Genomic DNA, 17,947 nt, shown 5'->3' with positions numbered 1-17,947 from the left:
CGGCGCAGCTCCCCTCATCCATCCGTCTAGATTCAGGGAGATACGCAACATCCCCTCTTGCGCGGGGGCTCTGGATGGTCAAAGTGGCGCGTTCGTGCGGTGCACCAAAAGCGCCCGCGAGGAGTTTTCCGATGATTGGTCTAGTACTTGTGACCCACGGGCGCCTTGCCGACGAATTCAAGGCAGCGCTTGAGCATGTCATGGGCCCACAAAAACAAATCGAAGCGATCACGATCGGCGCCGAAGACGATTCCGATCTCTGCCGAAGCGACATCATCGAAGCGGTTAACCGCGTCGATTCCGGCGACGGCGTTGCGATCCTCACCGACATGTTCGGCGGCACGCCGTCGAACCTTGCAATATCCTGCATGAGCCGGCCCAAGGTCGAAGTGCTCGCAGGCATCAACCTGCCCATGCTGGTGAAGCTCGCCAAGGTGCGCGAGGAGCGCACGCTGCCCGACGCGATCGCGATGGCCCAGGAAGCCGGCCGCAAATACGTCACCATCGCCAGCCGCGTGCTCGCCGGCAAATGACCGGCGATGCGTCACAAGCGGGGACAGGCGTGCCCGCGGGCGCGATCTCCAAGGATCTCCTGATCATCAACAAGCGCGGCCTGCACGCCCGCGCCTCGGCCAAATTCGTCCAGGCGGTCGAGCGCTTCGACGCGCAAGTGTGGGTGACGCGCGGCGGCGAGACCGTCGGCGGCACGTCGATCATGGGTCTGATGATGCTCGCCGCAGGACCCGGCACCACCATCACGGTCGCCGCCGCCGGCGCGGACGCCGAAGCTGCGCTCGCGGCGATCACCGAGCTCGTTGAAAGCAAGTTCAACGAGGAAGGGATTTAGCCCTCTCTAACGCACGCAGTGCCGCAGGGTGGCAAAGCGAAGCGTGCCCACGCATCTTTTCGCGACCGAGAGAGATCGTGGGCATGGCGCAAGTGCGCCTTTGCCCACACTACGACAGCTCGACTATTTCCCCGGCGGTACGATGTAGACATTCCAGCTCATCGACGGGCCGGGCTTGCCGTGGGTGAAGCGGCGCGTGGTCATCACGATGCGCTCGGCGTTCGGCGCGGTCTCGGAGATCCATTTCTCGAACTTGGGCAGGCGTTCGTCGCTGGCATCGACCACGCCGATGAAGCCGTAGCGCTTGACGTCGTCGAGCGAGGTCAGCCCGGAGGCCCAGGCTTCGTTCGGCGTGAACGGGCTGGGGTGATCGGCACTGTAGAACACCATCGGCTGGATCGTCTCCATCGTGCCGGCAACGACGGCCCAGCGCGAGGCGAAGCGCGCGTGCCAGGCCTGGGTCAGCTCGCGCGCGAGCTCCGAGCGCGCGCCATAGGTCGCGGTGTTGCCGGCATTGGCCGTCATCTCGCGCGCGGCAATCCAGGGCGAGGCGATCAGCGTCGCGACGCTGAGCACGAGCCAGATCGCGGCGATGTTGAACAGGCTCGCGCTCTGCACGCGCAAGGTGGGGATCGCGACCAGCGCCAGCGGCACCAGGAAGAACAGCGAGATGCCCCAATCTGTCTTCATGTAGATGCTGAAGACCAGCGCGCCGAGCGGCGGGCCGAACGCGACGACGATCTGGATGATCCAGACGTTCAGCGCCTGCGAGACATTGACGCCCGAATTGGCGCCGTGCCGCCACGCCCGCGTGACGATGCGCGCGGGCGCGCGCACCAGCAGCGCCGGCCACGGCGGCACCAGCGCCATCGCCAGCCCGGCGAGCGCCAAAGGCAAGGCCAGCAAGCCGAAATTATGCAGGAAGTAGCCGGCGACGAGCTGATGCACCTGGCTCTTGTCCTGGAGGCTGTAGGTGTCGCCGGCATAGGTCAGCGGCACGAAATGCGCCTCGGCCAGCCAGACGATGTGCGGGATCATCGCCAGCGCCATCGTCGCGATCGCCACCCATGGCGCCGGTGAGAGCAGGAATCTCACCCGCTCCGGATGGATCAGCGCGGCAAGCCCGATGGCGCCGATCATGGTCAGCACCCAATATTTGGTCATCAGCGCCAGCGCGCCGGCGAGCCCGAGCAAGACGCCGGACTGCCAGCTCCGCTTCTCGAACGCGTTGAGATAAGCGAGCACCAGCAGCGGTAGCGTAACGAGCTGCAGCAGATCCGGGTTGTACTTGAAACCCTTGAAATTGAAGATCGGGTAGAGCGCCACCATCACCACGACCAGGAAGGCGCGGCGCGCGTCCACCACGCGCAAGGCCACCAGCCAGCAGATCACCATGCCGACGCCGACGGTCGCCATCGCCAGCGCATAAGTTGCCCAGTCCGCTGCCGGGAACACCGTGAACCAGGCGCCTGCGACCCAGCCCGACAGCGGCGGGTGCTTGCCGTAGCCCCAGAGGAATTTCTGGCCCCAGCCATAGGCTTCAGCGACGTCCATGTGAACGTCCTGCGCCGCCTTGAGATTGATCAGGATGAAGGTCCAGAGCACCGCATGCAGGATCGCGAGCTGGATCACCAGCCACAATCTCGCCTCGGGGCGGACCGCGCAGGCCACCAGCCAGGCCCGGACGCGGGTCAAGCTCAGGCGGGTCTTTGCGCGTGCCCTTGTGGTGGGAAGAGACGTGATCGACATGGGCCGTTGCTAGCGCGTTTTGGGCGATCGTGGAATCAGCTTGGCGTGAACAAAGGCCCTGAAATTACAGCAATAAGGTTGCCGCAGGGGGATGTGAGTGGTATCCCGCGCCCATGACGACCGTCCCCATTTCCAACATCCGCAACTTCTCCATCGTCGCCCATATCGACCATGGCAAATCGACGCTGGCCGACCGCCTGATCCAGATGACCGGCGGCCTCTCCGACCGCGAAATGGCGGGCAAGGAGCAGGTGCTCGATTCCATGGACATCGAGCGCGAGCGCGGCATCACCATCAAGGCGCAGACGGTGCGTCTGCAATACCGCGCCAAGGACGGCAAGGACTACATCTTCAACCTGATGGACACGCCCGGCCATGTCGACTTCGCCTACGAGGTGTCGCGGTCGCTGGCGGCGTGCGAAGGTTCCCTGCTCGTGGTCGACGCCAGCCAGGGCGTCGAGGCGCAGACGCTTGCCAATGTCTACCAAGCGCTCGACAACAATCACGAGATCGTCCCGGTCCTGAACAAGGTCGACCTTCCTGCCGCCGAGCCCGAGAAGGTCAAGCAGCAGATCGAGGACGTCATCGGCATCGACGCCTCCGACGCGGTGATGATCTCGGCCAAGACCGGCCTCGGCGTCCCCGACGTGCTGGAGGCGATCGTCACCCGCCTGCCGCCGCCGAAGGGCGACCGCGACGCGACGCTGAAGGCGCTGCTGGTCGACAGCTGGTACGACGTCTATCTCGGCGTCGTCGTTCTGATCCGCGTCGTCGACGGCACGATGAAGAAGGGCCAGCGCGTGCGCATGATGGGCACGGGCGCCGCCTACGACGTCGAGCGCGTCGGCTTCTTCACGCCGAAGATGCAGCAGGTCGACGAGCTCGGCCCCGGCGAGATCGGCTTCATCACCGCCGCGATCAAGGAAGTCGCCGACACCCGCGTCGGCGACACCATCACCGACGACAGGAAGCCTGTCACGGAAATGCTGCCGGGCTTCAAGCCGGCGATCCCCGTGGTGTTCTGCGGCCTGTTCCCGGTCGATGCCGACGACTTCGAGACGCTGCGCGCCGCCATGGGCAAGCTGCGGCTCAACGACGCCAGCTTCTCCTTCGAGATGGAGACCTCGGCCGCCCTCGGCTTCGGCTTCCGCTGCGGCTTCCTCGGGCTGCTTCACCTCGAGATCATCCAGGAGCGGCTGTCGCGCGAGTTCGACCTCAACCTGATCGCGACCGCGCCGAGCGTCATCTACAAGATGAAGCTCACCGACGGCAGCGAGCTCGAGATCCACAATCCCGTCGACATGCCCGACGTGGTCAAGATCGCGGAGATCCAGGAGCCCTGGATCGAGGCGACGATCATGACGCCCGACGAATATCTCGGCAGCGTGCTGAAGCTGTGCCAGGACCGCCGCGGTTCGCAGAAGGAGCTGACTTACGTCGGCTCCCGCGCCATGGTGAAATACGATCTGCCGCTGAACGAAGTGGTGTTCGACTTCTACGACCGCCTGAAGTCGGTGTCCAAGGGCTACGCCTCGTTCGACTATCACCTCACCGACTACAAGCCGGCCGACCTCGTCAAGATGCAGATACTGGTCAACGCCGAGCCGGTCGACGCGCTCTCGATGCTGGTCCACCGCACCCGCGCCGAAGGCCGCGGCCGCGCCATGGTCGAGAAGATGAAGGAGCTGATCCCGCCGCACATGTTCCAGATCCCGATCCAGGCGGCGATCGGCGGCAAGGTGATCGCCCGCGAAACGGTGCGAGCGCTGCGCAAGGACGTCACCGCGAAATGCTACGGCGGCGACATCACGCGTAAGCGCAAACTTCTGGAGAAGCAGAAGGAAGGCAAGAAGAAGATGCGGCAGTTCGGCAAGGTCGACATCCCGCAGGAAGCCTTCATTGCGGCGCTGAAGGTCGACAGCTGAGGCTAGTTCCAGATTTTTATGTTGTTGTGCGCCAGCCAATGAACGAAGGTTTCGCGCTGTTGAGGATACAACATATCCTCGAACTTCTTTTTATCGTAGGCATATAGAACGTGGCGTATCTCAGTGAACGGATTGATATTTATGTCCTTCTTTCGCTGGTCCTGCTTAAAGTCCCAAACATGATTGCGGTATTTTGAAATTGCTTCCTTAAGACTCCCGAGCGAGAAGCTCTTATCCATGCTCTTAATTTCGTCCACGAAGCCGTCTATTGCTTCGTCGTCAAAGCGATATTTTGGATGGAATTTTTTCATCATGGCAAGGAAAGAGAAGGCATCCAGCGCTGCGTCCTGTAAGACCGGAACACCGGCATCCTCTCGAGCGGTTGCCTCGATTAACGCCACTTCCGTTTCGGCGTTGAGCGCGGAGAATTCTTGATCAGCCAGTTCAAACAGAGCGGCAAGACGAATAATCCTTCTCTGCAATGACGGAGGAGACTGCTTTTTGTATCGGAGCTTGTGCTCAACTTCACTCCAAGCATCTTGTACGATGGACCTGAGCTGAAGCTCGACACATACCCCATCGAACCGTGAATACTCAGGAAGAGCCAGGCGATCACGCTTCAATTTGATGTCGAAGTGAAGTCCCTTGTATCCAAAGGACCGGACATCACTCAGAAGCACCTGGGTTTTGTCAGTCACCGAAACAATATCAAAGTTATTCCGAACTATGTGTTCGATCTTCGGTATGTCTGTCTCATAAAGACAGATCACACGGACACCAATTTGGTCCGTTATGTAGTCTTTGATGTGATAGTCATCTTTCTTCTCAGCCTCATTCCTGTACTTGAGACTGAATTTTTTTATGCACTCATCGCGATCCTTGATCCGCGAAGTTACTTTCGGCTGCTCAAAATCTTCCGTATCGGTCAACTGCGCGATCAAATTGCGGAAGGCCTTTTCCGCGGCAACGAAAAGTTGCGAGTTGCCCGCAAAATACTCTTTGAATTCATTTTTCTTCGTCTCAAATAACTGGGATTGTCCCTCGGACGAAAGGCCGATCTCAGGAGGCAAGAGTAGAGTCTCGCTGTCCATGCATCCTCCCAATAGCGCCAAGCAATTTTGCAATGAAACAATGCTTCGACGTTACATTCAACTATTGGTAGTTTCAATACCTTATAGGCGCTTGCAAAGATGATCTCCCGCGAGACGGTGCGCGCGCTACGCAAGGACGTCACCGCGAAGTGCTACGGCGGCGACATCACGCGTAAGCGCAAACTTCTGGAGAAGCAGAAGGAAGGCAAGAAGAAGATGCGGCAGTTCGGCAAGGTCGACATCCCGCAGGAAGCCTTCATTGCGGCGCTGAAGGTGGACAGCTGAGGCGAGGCTCTCGGCACGGTCGCCCCCTGTTCGGGGTCAGCCAACAAAAATTGCGAAAACAACCTCATGCACAGTAGCCGCCCCCTTGGCGGCATTGCGCCTTTTCGATTTTACGAATCCGGTTTGCTCCGTCGGGCAAAACAGAGGAATGGCGGCAGCATCGCAGGGTGTGTGATGCGGGCGTTCCCGTCCGCAGCCTGATCGATCACGCCTTCTTCGCCTCGACGTACCGTGCGAAATTGTCGAGGATCGCCTGCCAACCGCTCCGCTGCTGCTCCTCCGAGTGCGTCGTCTCGCCATCGAAGACGATGCGGACGACGACGCCCTTCGCGCCCGGCACGAACTCGACCTCGGCCTTGCGATCGCCGAACGCATATTCGATCCGCTTGTGCTCGACGATCCCAGTGTAGGTGCCGGCGAAGTCGAAGCCCATGCTGCCGTCCTTGGCCTCCATCCGGGACGAGAAGGCGCCGCCTTCCCGCAGGTCAACCGTCGCCCTGGTCGTGTGCCAGTCGTCGGACGCCGTATTCCACTTCACGATGTCGGCTGGCGTCGTATAGGCCTGCCAGACCTGATCGATCGGGGCAGCTACGCTGGTTTCGACGGTGATCCTCATGGGCATTGCTCCAATGCGACTTTGACGGCTCGAGTTGACGGAATCTCGTCACATGTGCCGGGTCCATTCCAGCACGTCCGCGACGTGTCGACCCAAGGACGATCGAGACCGGCCCATGCCGACATGGTTCGGCGTCAATGTGCCAAAAAAGTTGGAGAACGTGATGTGGGCAAACGCCCTACCATCCTGGTTCAGATCGGCCTTGTCTTCGCTCGGATGGCTATCGACCGTTTCAGGACCTGCTGGGCATCGGCATAGCGGCCTTGATACTTGTAGAGACTGGCGAGGTTTTCCAGAACGCCGGCGAGATCCGGATGGTTGGGGCCGAGGGTTTTCTCGAAAGTGGCCACCGACCGCTTGTACAGGCGCTCGGCCTCCGCGTTACGGCCCTGACGCCCATAGAGTGCAGCCAGATTGTTCTGTGCCTGCGCGATGTCGGGATGATCCGGGCCGAACGCCTTCTCGGTCACCGCCATCGACCGCTTCAGCAGGCGCTCGGCATCGGCATAGCGATGGCGATTGATATAGGCGTCGGCCAGATTGTTCATCAGCACCGTGGCTTCGGGATCGTCGGGGCCGAGCGCCTTCTGCAGCACGGCGAGGCCTCGCTTGAACAGCGGTATAGCCTGATCGTACCGGCCCTGATTGCTGTAGACCGCGCCGAGGTTGCTCAACGCCAGCACGATCGACGCATCATTGGGGCCGACCGTCTTCTCGCTGATGGCGATCGAGCGCTTGAGCAGCGGCTCCGCTTCCGCGTAACGCTCTTCCGCGCGATAGAGATCGCCGAGATTGTTCAGCACCATTGCGACTTCGGCATGGTTCGGACCGAGCGTCTTCTCCCGGATCACCAGCGCGCGCTTGTACAGCGGTTCGGCAACGGCGTATTGGCCGAGATTGTAGTGGATCGTGCCGAGGTCGTTCAGCGGCATCGCGACATGCGCATCATCAGGGCCGAACTCCTTCTCGCGCAGAGCCAGCGACTTCTGGGCCAGAGGCAGCGCTTCCATGTACTTCCCGGCCCGATAAAGCTGCTTCATCTGCCGGGTCAGCGTGCCCGCCTCGTCCTCCTCGGCATGGGATGGCGCGCCGAAGGACAGGCTCAAGGCGAGCGCCGTGACTGCAACACAGATGGATGCTTTCAGAGCCTTCATCGCGCCTTCCCTCGTCGCTGACATCAGGGACCTACGCGCCGTTGGTGCTCCCGGAAGCCGGACAGGTTCAATGCAGCCGCGGCTTTCCGACGCGACGGACCGCGCCGGGCGCGGCTGTATGCCATTGGCAGGCATCGGCAATTCATCAGTGCCCGAGCTGCTGAAGCACGGCAGACCACAGCGCCAGCGGCTCCCTGAGGCCACCGGGCTCGGTCGGCTTCTTGCGAACGGCGGTGTGCACCATGACGAGCTTGGAGGCGGGATCGACCAGGATGATTTGGCCGCGGATGCCGAGCAGGGCGAATCTGCGCGGCTCGCCGGGGAGGAGCCACACCTGATAGCCGTAACCGAGAAAGGGCGTGGCAACGCGCGGCGCGAGATGACCATCCTCTGGCCTGACCGTCGTGGCATCGAGCAGCCATTGCCGGGGGATCAATTGACGACCTTCCCAGGCGCCGTCATGCGCGAGCAGGCGGGCGAGGCGCGCATAGTCGCGCAAGGTTGCGTTGAAGCAGCAGAACGCAATCTCCTGCCCGCTGCCGTCGATCGCCCACGAGGCATCCGCTTCGGTGCCGATGGGATCCCAGATCCGGTCGTGGAGATAGTCGGCAACCGGCGTGCCCGTCGCGGCGCGCAGGACCAGGCCGAGGATTTCCGTTTCAACGCTGGCATAGTGCCAACTGGTCCCCGGCGGTGCGGTTCGGGTATTGAATTGCGCGACGATTGCGGCGGGGTCCTTCGGTTCGTCGACGAACAGGGCCCGCCCGAGCCGGGCGATGTCGTCCTTGCCGTCATAGACTTCCGAGAACGCGACGCCTGAAGACATGTTCAGCAGGGCACGGATGGATGTGTTTCCATATTCCGTTCCCGCAAGGCCGGGAACGTAGGTCGAGGCGAGGTCGTCGATGGACTTGATCCGCCCCTCCGAGACCGCGATCCCGACCAGCATGGCCACCAGCGTCTTCGCCATGGACTGCGAGACAAAGCGGTGGCGGTCGGTCCGTGCATATTGATAGTGCTCGAACAGGATGGTGTCGTCCCGGGCGATCAGAAGTCCCGTCACCGGGTTGCGCTTGAGGTAATCCGCGATGCTCAGCCGCTGGTTATCGAAGCTATAGGCAATCGGCGGCTCCGGCGCGCGCTTGAATGACCAGGTCGCCGTTGCGCTGCGAACAGGGCGCGAGCGATAGAGCTCGTCGAAATGACTGTAGGCCCCGACCAGCCTGTCAAGCTGGGGGGCGCCCCCGCGTGTGCCGATCGGATAGCCCTCAGCCGCGCCGTAGAGCTCGGCATCCGGGCCGCTATCCGAAAACACCGGCCCCGGCTCGCGGGCGGAGCTGCGGCCGTCGTCTGCGCAGGCTGGAGATGCCGCAACCGCGGCCGCGAGCATCGCAGACAAGACAAGCCCGCGGCAATTGCGCGGCCTGCAGAGCGCTTCCCATGTCATTGGACTTGCCTCCTCACGCGTTCTTGCGGGTGCGTTAGTGAGAACAACAAAGCAGGCCGGTGGCGAGCGGCACGCTATCATGACGGGCAGGCGGTGTCAGCCGTGCGCCCAGCGCGCCTTGCTCTCCGGAAGCGGATGGGCCACCATCCCTCCACGCGCAGCATCAACAAGAGCAACAGCGCCGAGGAAACGCATGAGCAAGCCGTCACGCTTCGACTATGGCTGGGTCGTTGTCGCCGCAGGCGCGCTGATGACGTGTGTCGGGTTCGGCACGATGCTGTCGCTGGCGGTGTTCCTGCAGCCGATCTCGGACGCCATGGGCTGGTCGCGCGCCGGGGTATCGGCGGCGGCGACGCTGGATTTCCTCTTCATGGGATTTGCCGCGTTCCTGTGGGGCGCGCTGTCGGACCGGTTCGGCACCCGCATCGTGGTGCTCGCGGGAAGCCTGTTGCTGGGGCTCGGCCTCGTCACCGCGAGTCAGGCGACCAGCCTATGGCAGTTCCAGCTCTGCTTCGGCGTGTTGATCGGCATTGCCGCGGGCAGCTTCTATGCGCCGATGATGGCGCTGGCGAGCGCCTGGATCGAGAAGAACCGCAGCCTTGCTGTAGCGCTCGTCTCCGCCGGCATGGGCGTGTCGCCGGTGACGATCGCGCCGGCCGCGAGCTGGCTCATCACGACCTATGACTGGCGCACCGCCATGCTGGTGATCGGCTGTGCAGCCTGGGCGCTGCTGATCCCCGCCTGCTTCCTGGTGCGTCCGGCGCCGGCGGCGGGGGTCGACGCGAGCGCAGACGCGGCGCCGGAGGTCGAGCTGACCGCGGCGCAGGCGTTGCGCACGCCGCAATTCATCGCGCTCGCGGCGGCGCACTTCGCCTGCTGCGCGGCGCATTCCGGCCCGATCTTCCACATGGTTTCGTACGCGATGGTCTGCGGCATCGCTCCGCTCACGGCGGTGACGGTCTACAGCGTCGCCGGCGTCTCGGGCCTCGGCGGCCGCCTGCTGCTGGGCGCGCTGGCCGATCGCATCGGTGCCAAGCCGGTGCTGGTCGGCGGGCTCCTGGTGCAGGCGATCTGCATCGCGACCTATCTTGCTGTGGCGCAGCTCGGCGAATTCTACGCGCTGTCGGTCGTGTTCGGCCTCGCCTATGGCGGGGTGATGCCGCTCTATGCCGTGCTGGTCCGCGAGTTCTTCGGCGCCCGCATCATGGGCACGGTGTTCGGCGCGGTGTCGGCCTTCGCCAGCCTCGGCATGGCGCTCGGACCCTGGGCCGGCGGGCTCGTGTTCGACAGCTTCCAGCAATACACCTGGCTGCACGCCGGCTCGTTCGCGATCGGGCTGGCCGCCGTCGCGGTGGCGCTGAGCTTCCCGACCAGGCGCGGGCCTTCGCTCGCCCTCGGCCGCGCCGCGGCCTGATTTCGACGAGCGAGGACATCGCCAATTTGCCCTGGCTAGCGGACGTCAACTCGCTTTCGCTCGTGCTCCTCATTCAAGATCATGAAGCTCCTTGCCAAGCGGCGGCACCAGCCGAAAATCGGAAAAGGCGACCGCTAATCCCGACCGCTCCGGCGTGCAGGCCATAGGGCCAACGAGATAGGAGGAACTCTCCGCGAATGGCGCGAGCCGCATGAGAGGCCACACCTTTCCATCGGTCGAGGCCTGCAAACGAAGAACACCATGCGCAACCGTGACACGCAATCGGAAGTCACTGGCGTCGTGCTCATAGTGGGCTGTTGCCCAGTCCGATTGCCCCGCAGTCAGCACGCTCGACAGCATGGCGCGTCCGTCCGAAAACTCGATCCCCGCCTTGAGCCAGCGACGTTCGTCTATACGCACCATCAGGCCCGCTTGATCGTAGAGCGCCTTGAAATCAGCTCGGATGCGAAGTTCGGCCGTGAACGCATCTCCCGTCTCAAAACCGAGGAAATGTCCGCTATCGCGGACAAAGCCGTAATGTGTCTCGCGCCAGAAGTCAGTGGCCTGGTCCGTTACCAGTTCAAGGAGGTTTTCCTTTTCGGACCATGCTTTCGGCTCGTTCAACCAAGTGCCGTCAGACTTACCAAACATTCGTCGTGCTCCCTCTGAACCGGACGCCCCCTGTCCAACAACCAAGCGCGCAGAAAAAGAATTTTGTACTCGGCACATGGGTGGGACACCTTCTCCTGGAGCCCAACGCGGCTGGCCGACCTCAGGTCCGCCATTGTCGAAGGCTTTGCGTCAGCAAGCCGGCGTCATGAGTCCGCCCCTTGGTCGGACTTCGAGTTTCGGCCTCGTGTCGAGACGATGGAGAGAGCGGCGCGTCCGGTTACATCGGCATCGCCAGACGGCGACCGCCGCTCACGCCACCAGCGCGGCGTCATCGCCGCCGATGCCGCGTTGCGCCGCCAGCAGGCTGACGATCTCGATATTGGGCCGGGCCTTGCTGAACAGAAAGCCCTGGCCTTCGTGGCAGCCTTCCGCGCGCGGGCAGCTCAGCTCGGCTTCGGTCTCGACACCTTGGCAGCGAGGCTCCATCAGGACCTTCATGTAGCTGCCGGAGGGAATTGCCGAGGCGGATGCCTCGGCCGCCTGGTGCCGCGGCCCGTGCAGCGTCTGCGCAATGATCACGGCCTGTCTCGACCACGCCACGTTGCTTCGCATCTCCCGGGACGCGCCGAAACCTCCAAGCGGGGACAGGTTGACGGAGTGAGCAGCGTGTTCCCTACATTCCGACACGCAGACAACGACACGCCTTCGCAGCGTCAGGCTGCCTTGCGAGCACCGAGCAGCCGGCCCCGCCAGCCCATGACGATGACCAGGGCAATCATCAGGAGCAGGACCACGGCCGCGGCGGTATCGGCGATGCGGTCGCTTCCGTTGCAAATGTCCTGGTAGAGGCACGCGCGCGACAGCACGCCGGACCGGACCAGGGCCGCGAGCACGCCGATATAGAGGAAGAGGCTGAGCGCAACATAGACCACCGTCACGAGCGTGCGCCGTAACCGCGAGGGCATAGTTGGATCATCCTGACGCCGCTCGGTGATGAACTGGCCGGGCTTCGCCTTGGCGGGATCGCGGATCTGGACGGTCGAATGCGTGACCAGATCGTGAACCGTCTGGTTGCGGCGCGTGGCAGCGATGACCACGAACGAATACCAGCCCAAGATGCTCTTGATGGCAAAGCGCGCAAGAGCCTTGGCGAAGCTCGGATTGCCGCCGCGATCGTCGACGACGCGCAAATTGGTCCAGATATGTCCGAGCGTGCCGCCGATGCGCCAGACCAACACCGGCTCATAGAGCAGGAGAATGACGACCACCGCGATACCGAGACCGCGGCCGAGCGCATCGCTCGCGACATGGCTGGCGATCGTCAAGGCTCCGAACAACAGTGCCGTCGCCAGCATCCAGTCGACCAGAACGGCCCTGAACCGCCGCGAGAAGCGGGCATAGGCCGGTCCGGCCGGCGGAGGTGCATCGGAGGTCATGGGAAAAAGCCGTTACGTTCGTTGGAACTCGTCGTGAAAGGCGGAGCGCGTGGCAGACTTGATTGCACACCAAGGCTCGTCACGCCACCAGCGCATCCTCGTCGCCGTCGATGCCGCGCTGTGCGGCGAGCAGGCTGACGATCTCGATATTGGGCCTGGCCTTGCTGAACAGAAAGCCCTGGCCTTCGTGGCAGCCTTCCGCGCGCAGGCAGCTCAGCTCGGCTTCGGTCTCGACGCCTTCGGCGGTGATGGTGACGCCCAGGCCTTTGCCGAGACTGACGATGGAGCGGATGATGGCCTGCGCCTCGCGGTTGGCGCCGAGATCGCGAACGAAGGACTGATCGATCTTGATCTTGTCGAACGGAAAGCTGCGCAAGTAACTGAGGCTGGAATAGCCGGTGCCGAAATCGTCCATCGAGATCCGCACCCCCAGCGCGCGCAAGGCATGCAGCGTCGCCAGCACCTGCGCGCTCTTCTCCAGGAGCAGCGTCTCGGTGATCTCGAGCTCGAGCCGCCGCGGCGGCAGGCCTGACCCCTTGAGCGCCTCCGTGACCATCGAGAGCAGATTGCCGCTGCGGAACTGGAGCGGCGACAGATTGACGGCGACGCGGACGTCGTCCGGCCAAGCCGCGGCATCGAGGCAGGCCCGGCGCAGCATCAGCCCGCCGAGCGGATTGATCAGGCCGGTGTCCTCGGCGACCGGAATGAACTCGGCGGGCGAGACCATGCCGCGCTCGGCATGCGGCCAGCGCACCAGCGCTTCGAAGCCGGTGATGCGGCCGCTCTGGAGGTCGATCAGCGGCTGATAATACGGACGCAGCACGTCGTTCTGGATCGCGTCGCGCAGCTCGACCTCGATCTTGCGGCGGCTCTGCGCTTTCGCATCCAAAGCGGCCTCGAAGAAGGCGAAGCTGCCGCGCGCGTCCTGCTTGGCGCGCGACAGCGCCATGTCGGCGCTCTTGAGCAGCTTCTCGGAATCGTCGCCATCGCCCGGCGCCATCGCGATGCCGATCGAGGCGCCGATCACCACGGAATGACCGTCGAGCAGATAGGGATCGGCGATGGCCTCGAGCAGGCGCTTTGCCAGCCCGACCGCGTCCTCGGGCCGCATCAGGCCGCTCTGCACGATCGCGAACTCGTCCGAGTTGAGCCGCGCCAGCGCGTCTTCCTCGCGCAAGGTCGAGCGCAGCCGCTTGGCGACGCCGCGCAGCAGCTTGTCGCCGACCGCGTGTCCGAGCGTGTCGTTGACCGCCTTGAAATTGTCGAGCCCCAGCATCAGCAGCGCGACCTTCTCGGGGCTGCGCCGCGTGTGCAGCAGCATCTCGTCGGTCTGCTGGCGCAGCAGGGTTCGGTTGGGCAGGCCGGTCAGGGAGTCATGCTGGGCCATGAAGGCGAGCCGCGCCTCGGCGCGCTTGCGTTCGGTGATGTCCATCAGCGCCAGCAGCACCGCGGGCCGATCGGCATAGGTCAATTCGCGGAAATAGATCGCAAGGTCGATCAGCGCGCCGTCGGCCTTGACGTGCTTCCAGGTGCGGCCGGCCTGCTCCTCGCTGGAACGGTCGGCGGTCCAGGGCGGCTCGCTGTCGAAGGCCTGCAAGGAGCGGATCTTCAGCCGCTCGAACTCGGCGCGGCTGTAACCGTAATGCGCGACCGCGGCATCGTTGACGCCGAGGATGCGCTCGTCGTCCAGCGCGCAGACGATCATCGGGACGGGATTGCCGTCGAACAGCAGGCGGAACGAGGCTTCGCGCTGCTTCAGCTCGGTGATGTCGACGCGCAGGCCGACCACGCCGCCGTCATCGGTCAAGCGCTCGTCGATCAGGATGACGCGGCCGTCCGACAGCATCTGCTCGTGGCGCGCGCCGGGCTGATAGAGTTTTTGCAGCCGCTCGGCGATCCACTCGTCCTCCTGGCCCACGGCCTCCGGGTAATCGCCGCGGGCAACGCCGATGCGCAGCGTGTCTTCGAGGCGTGCGCCTTCCTCGAACAGATCGGCGGTCTTGCTGTAGATCTCGGCGTATTTCTTGTTCCAGAGGACGTAGCGGCCTTCGGCATCGAGGAACACGATGCCCTGCGGCAGGATGTCGATGGCCTGGCGCAGCCGCTCATGCGATTTGCGCGCGTCCGCGATCGCGGCTTCCGCCTCGGCGCGGCTGCGCAGGACTTCGTCGCGTTCGGACAGGGGTCGCGCTGCGCATGCGAAGCGCGGCTTGCGCGGCGAGCGGCCGGCCCGGGCAGGCAAGCCTTGCCTTCGCTTTTTTGCTTTTCGAGACTTCAAACCCAACTTCACTCGTTCCCGTTGCGCCCGCCCGCGCAAGTCCTGAATGAAAAAGTCTTGGGGCAAGTGTCTGAAAAAAAAGTAATCTTGCCCGGCCGCGGTCCGCGCGAGGCGGACCTTGCTGCCTGTTTGCGCGGCGTGGCCATGGCGGCATGGCGCCGTCACATTGTGTCTGGAGCCGCAATCGTTGGTCGGCCTGATGCAAAATTGCGCGCGCGCTTGTATCAGTTCCGAAATCAGGCGCGATTGCATGCGAGCCGCGGATTTTCCTCGCGCCGCGCACGTATTTTGGTCAATGCAGGATACGGTTATTGCCGCCTTAAGAAACGCGGCCTGGCACGCGATTTAACGGGCAGCGCCGAGCCGGCGGCCGGCTCCAGCCTCATTCTTACCCCTGATGCAGCATTGGGCTATAAGGACATCTGCATGAGTCGCCGCGGCATCATCCTCCTCCTGCTCTGGTTCGTCCCCCTGGCCGCCGGCGGCGCGCTGGCCCAGGACAAGGGCAGCGTGAATCCGAAGCCGCTGCCGCCGCTCGCCAATCCGAATGACCCGGATCTGGCCGCCAAGGAGCTGTTCGCGCGCAAGCTGCTGCCGTCGAAGGGGCCCGCCCATGTCATCGGCTCCTACACCAAGGGCTGCATCGGCGGCGCGGAGCAGATGCCGGTCAACGGCGATCACTGGCAGGTGATGCGGCTGTCGCGCAACCGCAGCTATGGCCATCCCGAGATGATCGCGCTGATCAAGCGGCTCGCGGCCAAGGCGCACAAGGACGCGCGATGGCCGGGCATCCTGGTCGGCGATATCGCGCAGCCGCGCGGCGGCCCGGCGCTGTCGGGCCATGCCAGCCACCAGATCGGTCTCGACGCCGACATCTGGCTGACGCCGATGCCGGACCGCCGGCTCTCGCGCGAGGAGCGCGAAGACATGTCGGCGGTGATGATGGTGCGCCAGGACCGGCTCGACATCGATCCGAAAGTGTTCACGCCGGGCCATGTGCTGGTGCTGCGCGATGCGGCGCGGGAGCCGGCGGTGCAGCGCATCTTCGTCAACGCCGCGATCAAGAAGGCGCTGTGCCGCGAGGCCAAGGGCGACCGCGCCTGGCTGTCGAAGATCCGGCCCTGGTGGGGCCACGACTACCATTTCCACATCCGCATGCGCTGCCCGGCCGGCGCCGGCGAGTGCGAGGGCCAGCCGTCGCAGGCCGAGGACGAAGGCTGCAAGCCCGCCGATCTCGCCTATTGGTTCTCCGACGCCGTGCTGCACCCCAAGCCGCCGCCGGAGCCGCCAAAGCCGAAGCCGCCGATGACGCTGGCGCAGATGCCCGCGGCCTGCAAGGCGGTGCTGAACGCAGGCGATGCGAAGCCGTAGGATACGCTGTCCCCTCGCCCACCGCGCCCGGTTTGACCTTCCGACCTGGCCTGCTATCTTCGCTGCTGCGATATCCCACGCTGGCCGTAAGCCAAAGTGGAGCCGTGGAACGGCGCGTCCGCCCGTCGCATCTGACCCAATCAACGCCAGATTTGCGTGCGCCGCCTGCGCGCGCGAGCTCGCACGGAGCGCATCCATGTTTCGTCTGTCCGGACTACTCACTGCCTTCGTGATCCTTGCCTTCGTGATCCTTGCCTTCGTGATCCTTGCCGCCGCCCCCCTCTCGCCGGCCGCAGCCGAGGACAAGACCATCACCGTGTTCGCCGCCGCGTCGATGAAGAACGCGCTCGACGAGGTCGATGCCGCCTACACCGCCAGGACCGGCGTCAAGTTCTCGGTCAGCTATGCCGCGAGCTCGGTGCTCGCCCGCCAAATCGAGCAGGGCGCGCCGGCGGACGTGTTCGTCTCGGCCGACACCGACTGGATGGATTACGCGATCGCCAGGAAGACCATCAATGAGCCATCCAGGGTCAATCTGCTCGGCAACAGCCTCGTGCTGATCGCGCCGAAGGATTCCAGGATCGACAACGTCGCGATTGCCAGGGGCTTCGACCTCGCCAAGCTCGCCGGCGACGGCCGGGTCGCGACCGGCGACGTCAAGTCGGTGCCCGCAGGCAAATATGCCAAGGCGGCGCTCGAGAAGCTCGGCACCTGGCAGGCAGCCGAAGCGAAATTCGCGATGGCCGAGAGCGTGCGCGCCGCGCTGACGCTGGTGGCGCGCGGCGAGGCCAATCTCGGCATCGTCTATGCCACCGACGCCAAGGTCGAGCCCGGCGTCAAGATCGTCGGCACCTTCCCGGCGGACTCGCATCCCGCGATCATCTATCCGGTCGCCGCGACCACGATCGCGAAGGCCGGCACCGGCGACTATCTCGCCTTCCTGCGCTCCTCGGTGGCCAAGTCCATCCTGGAAAAATACGGCTTCAAGTTCCTGGTCAGCCCGACAATCTGATATTCAGCACTCGATGTTCGAGATCTCTCCCGCCGAATGGACCGCGATCCTGCTCTCGCTCAGGGTCGCGATCATCGCCACGCTGGTCGCGACGCCGTTCGGCATCGCGCTGGCATGGCTGCTCGCGCGCAGGGATTTCTGGGGCAAGTCGGTGCTGGATGCCGTGGTGCATCTGCCGCTGGTGCTGCCGCCTGTCGTCACCGGCTATCTGCTGCTCCTCAGCTTCGGCCGGCGCGGCCTCGTCGGCGGCTTCCTCGCCGACCATCTCGGGATCGTGTTCTCGTTCCGCTGGACCGGCGCGGCGCTCGCCTGCGGCGTGATGGCGTTTCCGCTGCTGGTGCGCCCGATGCGGCTGTCGATCGAGGCGATCGACCGCCGGCTGGAGCAGGCCGCCGAGACGCTCGGCGCCGCGCCCTGGAAAGTGTTCTTCACCGTGACGCTGCCGCTGGCGCTGCCCGGCGTGCTCGCCGGCATGGTGCTCGGCTTCGCCAAGGCGATCGGCGAGTTCGGCGCCACCATCACCTTCGTCTCCAACATTCCCGGCGAGACCCAGACGATTTCCTCGGCGATCTACTCGCTGATCCAGACGCCGGACGGCGACGCCGCGGCGGGACGGCTGGTGATCGTCTCGATCGCACTGGCGCTGGGCGCGCTGATATCGGCCGAATGGTTCGCCCGCCGCGCCACCGCGCGACTGCACGGGAATTGAC

Annotated in this window: 16 protein-coding genes and 1 pseudogene; 8 read left to right on the top strand and 9 right to left on the bottom strand. The window is 64.1% G+C overall.

Translation table 11 applies throughout. The annotated features are described in order from the left end of the window. The first annotated feature begins 131 nt into the window (after positions 1-131). Complete coding sequence (locus DCM80_RS10000; RefSeq protein ID WP_028134014.1) at positions 132-533, top strand: PTS sugar transporter subunit IIA; 402 nt, start codon at positions 132-134, stop codon at positions 531-533. Further along, the gene (locus tag DCM80_RS09995; RefSeq protein WP_257196809.1) at positions 530-847 is read left to right on the top strand and encodes an HPr family phosphocarrier protein; all 318 of its coding nucleotides are present in this window, start codon (positions 530-532) and stop codon (positions 845-847) included. Before DCM80_RS10000 ends, DCM80_RS09995 begins: the two co-directional genes overlap by 4 nt. A gap of 123 nt (positions 848-970) precedes the next feature. Here DCM80_RS09995 and DCM80_RS09990 read toward each other — a convergent pair whose 3' ends face one another. Further along, positions 971-2,596 (bottom strand): glycosyltransferase family 39 protein, encoded by a 1,626-nt coding sequence (locus DCM80_RS09990; RefSeq protein WP_257196808.1) that lies wholly within the window; start codon positions 2,594-2,596, stop codon positions 971-973. Between the two features lie 113 nt (positions 2,597-2,709). On the opposite strand from DCM80_RS09990, the gene lepA reads away from it, so the two are divergent. Then, a complete protein-coding gene (gene lepA, locus DCM80_RS09985) occupies positions 2,710-4,521 on the top strand; it encodes a translation elongation factor 4 (RefSeq protein WP_257196807.1) in 1,812 nt (603 codons plus the stop codon). A gap of 2 nt (positions 4,522-4,523) precedes the next feature. On the opposite strand, the gene DCM80_RS09980 is transcribed toward lepA, so the two are convergent. Then, complete coding sequence (locus tag DCM80_RS09980; RefSeq protein WP_257196806.1) at positions 4,524-5,612, bottom strand: GTP pyrophosphokinase family protein; 1,089 nt, start codon at positions 5,610-5,612, stop codon at positions 4,524-4,526. Between the two features lie 96 nt (positions 5,613-5,708). Here DCM80_RS09980 and DCM80_RS09975 point away from each other — a divergent pair. Beyond that, positions 5,709-5,897: pseudogene (locus DCM80_RS09975) on the top strand (elongation factor 4); the annotation flags it as partial. A 205-nt stretch (positions 5,898-6,102) separates the two neighbouring features. Here the strand turns inward: DCM80_RS09975 and DCM80_RS09970 are convergent. From DCM80_RS09970 to DCM80_RS09960, 3 genes are all read right to left on the bottom strand, one after another. After that, positions 6,103-6,513 carry an SRPBCC family protein gene (locus tag DCM80_RS09970; RefSeq protein WP_257196805.1) on the bottom strand — a complete coding sequence of 137 codons (411 nt, stop codon included), beginning with the start codon at positions 6,511-6,513 and terminating at the stop codon, positions 6,103-6,105. A 191-nt stretch (positions 6,514-6,704) separates the two neighbouring features. Beyond that, positions 6,705-7,667, bottom strand: coding sequence for a tetratricopeptide repeat protein (locus DCM80_RS09965; protein ID WP_257196804.1), 963 nt, complete (start codon positions 7,665-7,667; stop codon positions 6,705-6,707). Positions 7,668-7,812: 145 nt separating this feature from the next. After that, positions 7,813-9,114, bottom strand: coding sequence for a serine hydrolase (locus DCM80_RS09960; RefSeq protein ID WP_257196803.1), 1,302 nt, complete (start codon positions 9,112-9,114; stop codon positions 7,813-7,815). A 193-nt stretch (positions 9,115-9,307) separates the two neighbouring features. On the opposite strand from DCM80_RS09960, the gene DCM80_RS09955 reads away from it, so the two are divergent. Then, the gene (locus tag DCM80_RS09955) at positions 9,308-10,528 is read left to right on the top strand and encodes an MFS transporter (protein ID WP_257196802.1); all 1,221 of its coding nucleotides are present in this window, start codon (positions 9,308-9,310) and stop codon (positions 10,526-10,528) included. Positions 10,529-10,597: 69 nt separating this feature from the next. On the opposite strand, the gene DCM80_RS09950 is transcribed toward DCM80_RS09955, so the two are convergent. From DCM80_RS09950 to DCM80_RS09935, 4 genes are all read right to left on the bottom strand, one after another. Beyond that, the gene (locus DCM80_RS09950; protein ID WP_257196801.1) at positions 10,598-11,179 is read right to left on the bottom strand and encodes a DUF1349 domain-containing protein; all 582 of its coding nucleotides are present in this window, start codon (positions 11,177-11,179) and stop codon (positions 10,598-10,600) included. Between the two features lie 270 nt (positions 11,180-11,449). Further along, positions 11,450-11,740, bottom strand: coding sequence for a hypothetical protein (locus tag DCM80_RS09945; protein WP_257198131.1), 291 nt, complete (start codon positions 11,738-11,740; stop codon positions 11,450-11,452). A 113-nt stretch (positions 11,741-11,853) separates the two neighbouring features. After that, positions 11,854-12,576, bottom strand: coding sequence for an RDD family protein (locus tag DCM80_RS09940; protein WP_257196800.1), 723 nt, complete (start codon positions 12,574-12,576; stop codon positions 11,854-11,856). A 79-nt stretch (positions 12,577-12,655) separates the two neighbouring features. Further along, positions 12,656-14,818 (bottom strand): EAL domain-containing protein, encoded by a 2,163-nt coding sequence (locus DCM80_RS09935; protein WP_257196799.1) that lies wholly within the window; start codon positions 14,816-14,818, stop codon positions 12,656-12,658. 462 nt (positions 14,819-15,280) lie between these two features. Between DCM80_RS09935 and mepA the strand changes: the two genes are divergently transcribed. The 3 genes from mepA to modB all read left to right on the top strand — a co-directional run bounded on the left by mepA (position 15,281) and on the right by modB (position 17,946). Further along, complete coding sequence (gene mepA, locus DCM80_RS09930; RefSeq protein WP_257196798.1) at positions 15,281-16,225, top strand: penicillin-insensitive murein endopeptidase; 945 nt, start codon at positions 15,281-15,283, stop codon at positions 16,223-16,225. A 196-nt stretch (positions 16,226-16,421) separates the two neighbouring features. Further along, positions 16,422-17,237, top strand: coding sequence for a molybdate ABC transporter substrate-binding protein (gene modA, locus DCM80_RS09925; protein ID WP_257196797.1), 816 nt, complete (start codon positions 16,422-16,424; stop codon positions 17,235-17,237). Between the two features lie 13 nt (positions 17,238-17,250). Beyond that, entirely contained in the window at positions 17,251-17,946 is a 696-nt protein-coding gene (modB, locus tag DCM80_RS09920) for a molybdate ABC transporter permease subunit (RefSeq protein ID WP_257196796.1), read from the top strand. Position 17,947: the final 1 nt, after the last annotated feature.

It is taken from the genome of Bradyrhizobium sp. WBOS08 (assembly GCF_024585125.1).
Taxonomy (GTDB): domain Bacteria; phylum Pseudomonadota; class Alphaproteobacteria; order Rhizobiales; family Xanthobacteraceae; genus Bradyrhizobium; species Bradyrhizobium japonicum_B.
Note: the sequence above shows the minus strand (reverse complement) of the source record. Positions and strands in the feature narration are given on the sequence as shown.

What these genes read in the sequence shown, in the direction of transcription:
- DCM80_RS09955 (WP_257196802.1), top strand. Translation starts at nt 9,308, where the DNA reads ATGAGCAAGCCGTCACGCTTCGACTATGGCTGGGTCGTTGTCGCCGCA.
- DCM80_RS09970 (WP_257196805.1), bottom strand. Translation starts at nt 6,513, where the DNA reads ATGAGGATCACCGTCGAAACCAGCGTAGCTGCCCCGATCGATCAGGTC.
- DCM80_RS09980 (WP_257196806.1), bottom strand. Translation starts at nt 5,612, where the DNA reads ATGGACAGCGAGACTCTACTCTTGCCTCCTGAGATCGGCCTTTCGTCC.
- DCM80_RS09965 (WP_257196804.1), bottom strand. Translation starts at nt 7,667, where the DNA reads ATGAAGGCTCTGAAAGCATCCATCTGTGTTGCAGTCACGGCGCTCGCC.
- DCM80_RS09940 (WP_257196800.1), bottom strand. Translation starts at nt 12,576, where the DNA reads ATGACCTCCGATGCACCTCCGCCGGCCGGACCGGCCTATGCCCGCTTC.
- DCM80_RS09990 (WP_257196808.1), bottom strand. Translation starts at nt 2,596, where the DNA reads ATGTCGATCACGTCTCTTCCCACCACAAGGGCACGCGCAAAGACCCGC.
- modA (WP_257196797.1), top strand. Translation starts at nt 16,422, where the DNA reads ATGTTTCGTCTGTCCGGACTACTCACTGCCTTCGTGATCCTTGCCTTC.
- mepA (WP_257196798.1), top strand. Translation starts at nt 15,281, where the DNA reads ATGAGTCGCCGCGGCATCATCCTCCTCCTGCTCTGGTTCGTCCCCCTG.
- DCM80_RS10000 (WP_028134014.1), top strand. Translation starts at nt 132, where the DNA reads ATGATTGGTCTAGTACTTGTGACCCACGGGCGCCTTGCCGACGAATTC.
- lepA (WP_257196807.1), top strand. Translation starts at nt 2,710, where the DNA reads ATGACGACCGTCCCCATTTCCAACATCCGCAACTTCTCCATCGTCGCC.
- DCM80_RS09995 (WP_257196809.1), top strand. Translation starts at nt 530, where the DNA reads ATGACCGGCGATGCGTCACAAGCGGGGACAGGCGTGCCCGCGGGCGCG.
- DCM80_RS09960 (WP_257196803.1), bottom strand. Translation starts at nt 9,114, where the DNA reads ATGACATGGGAAGCGCTCTGCAGGCCGCGCAATTGCCGCGGGCTTGTC.
- DCM80_RS09950 (WP_257196801.1), bottom strand. Translation starts at nt 11,179, where the DNA reads ATGTTTGGTAAGTCTGACGGCACTTGGTTGAACGAGCCGAAAGCATGG.
- modB (WP_257196796.1), top strand. Translation starts at nt 17,251, where the DNA reads ATGTTCGAGATCTCTCCCGCCGAATGGACCGCGATCCTGCTCTCGCTC.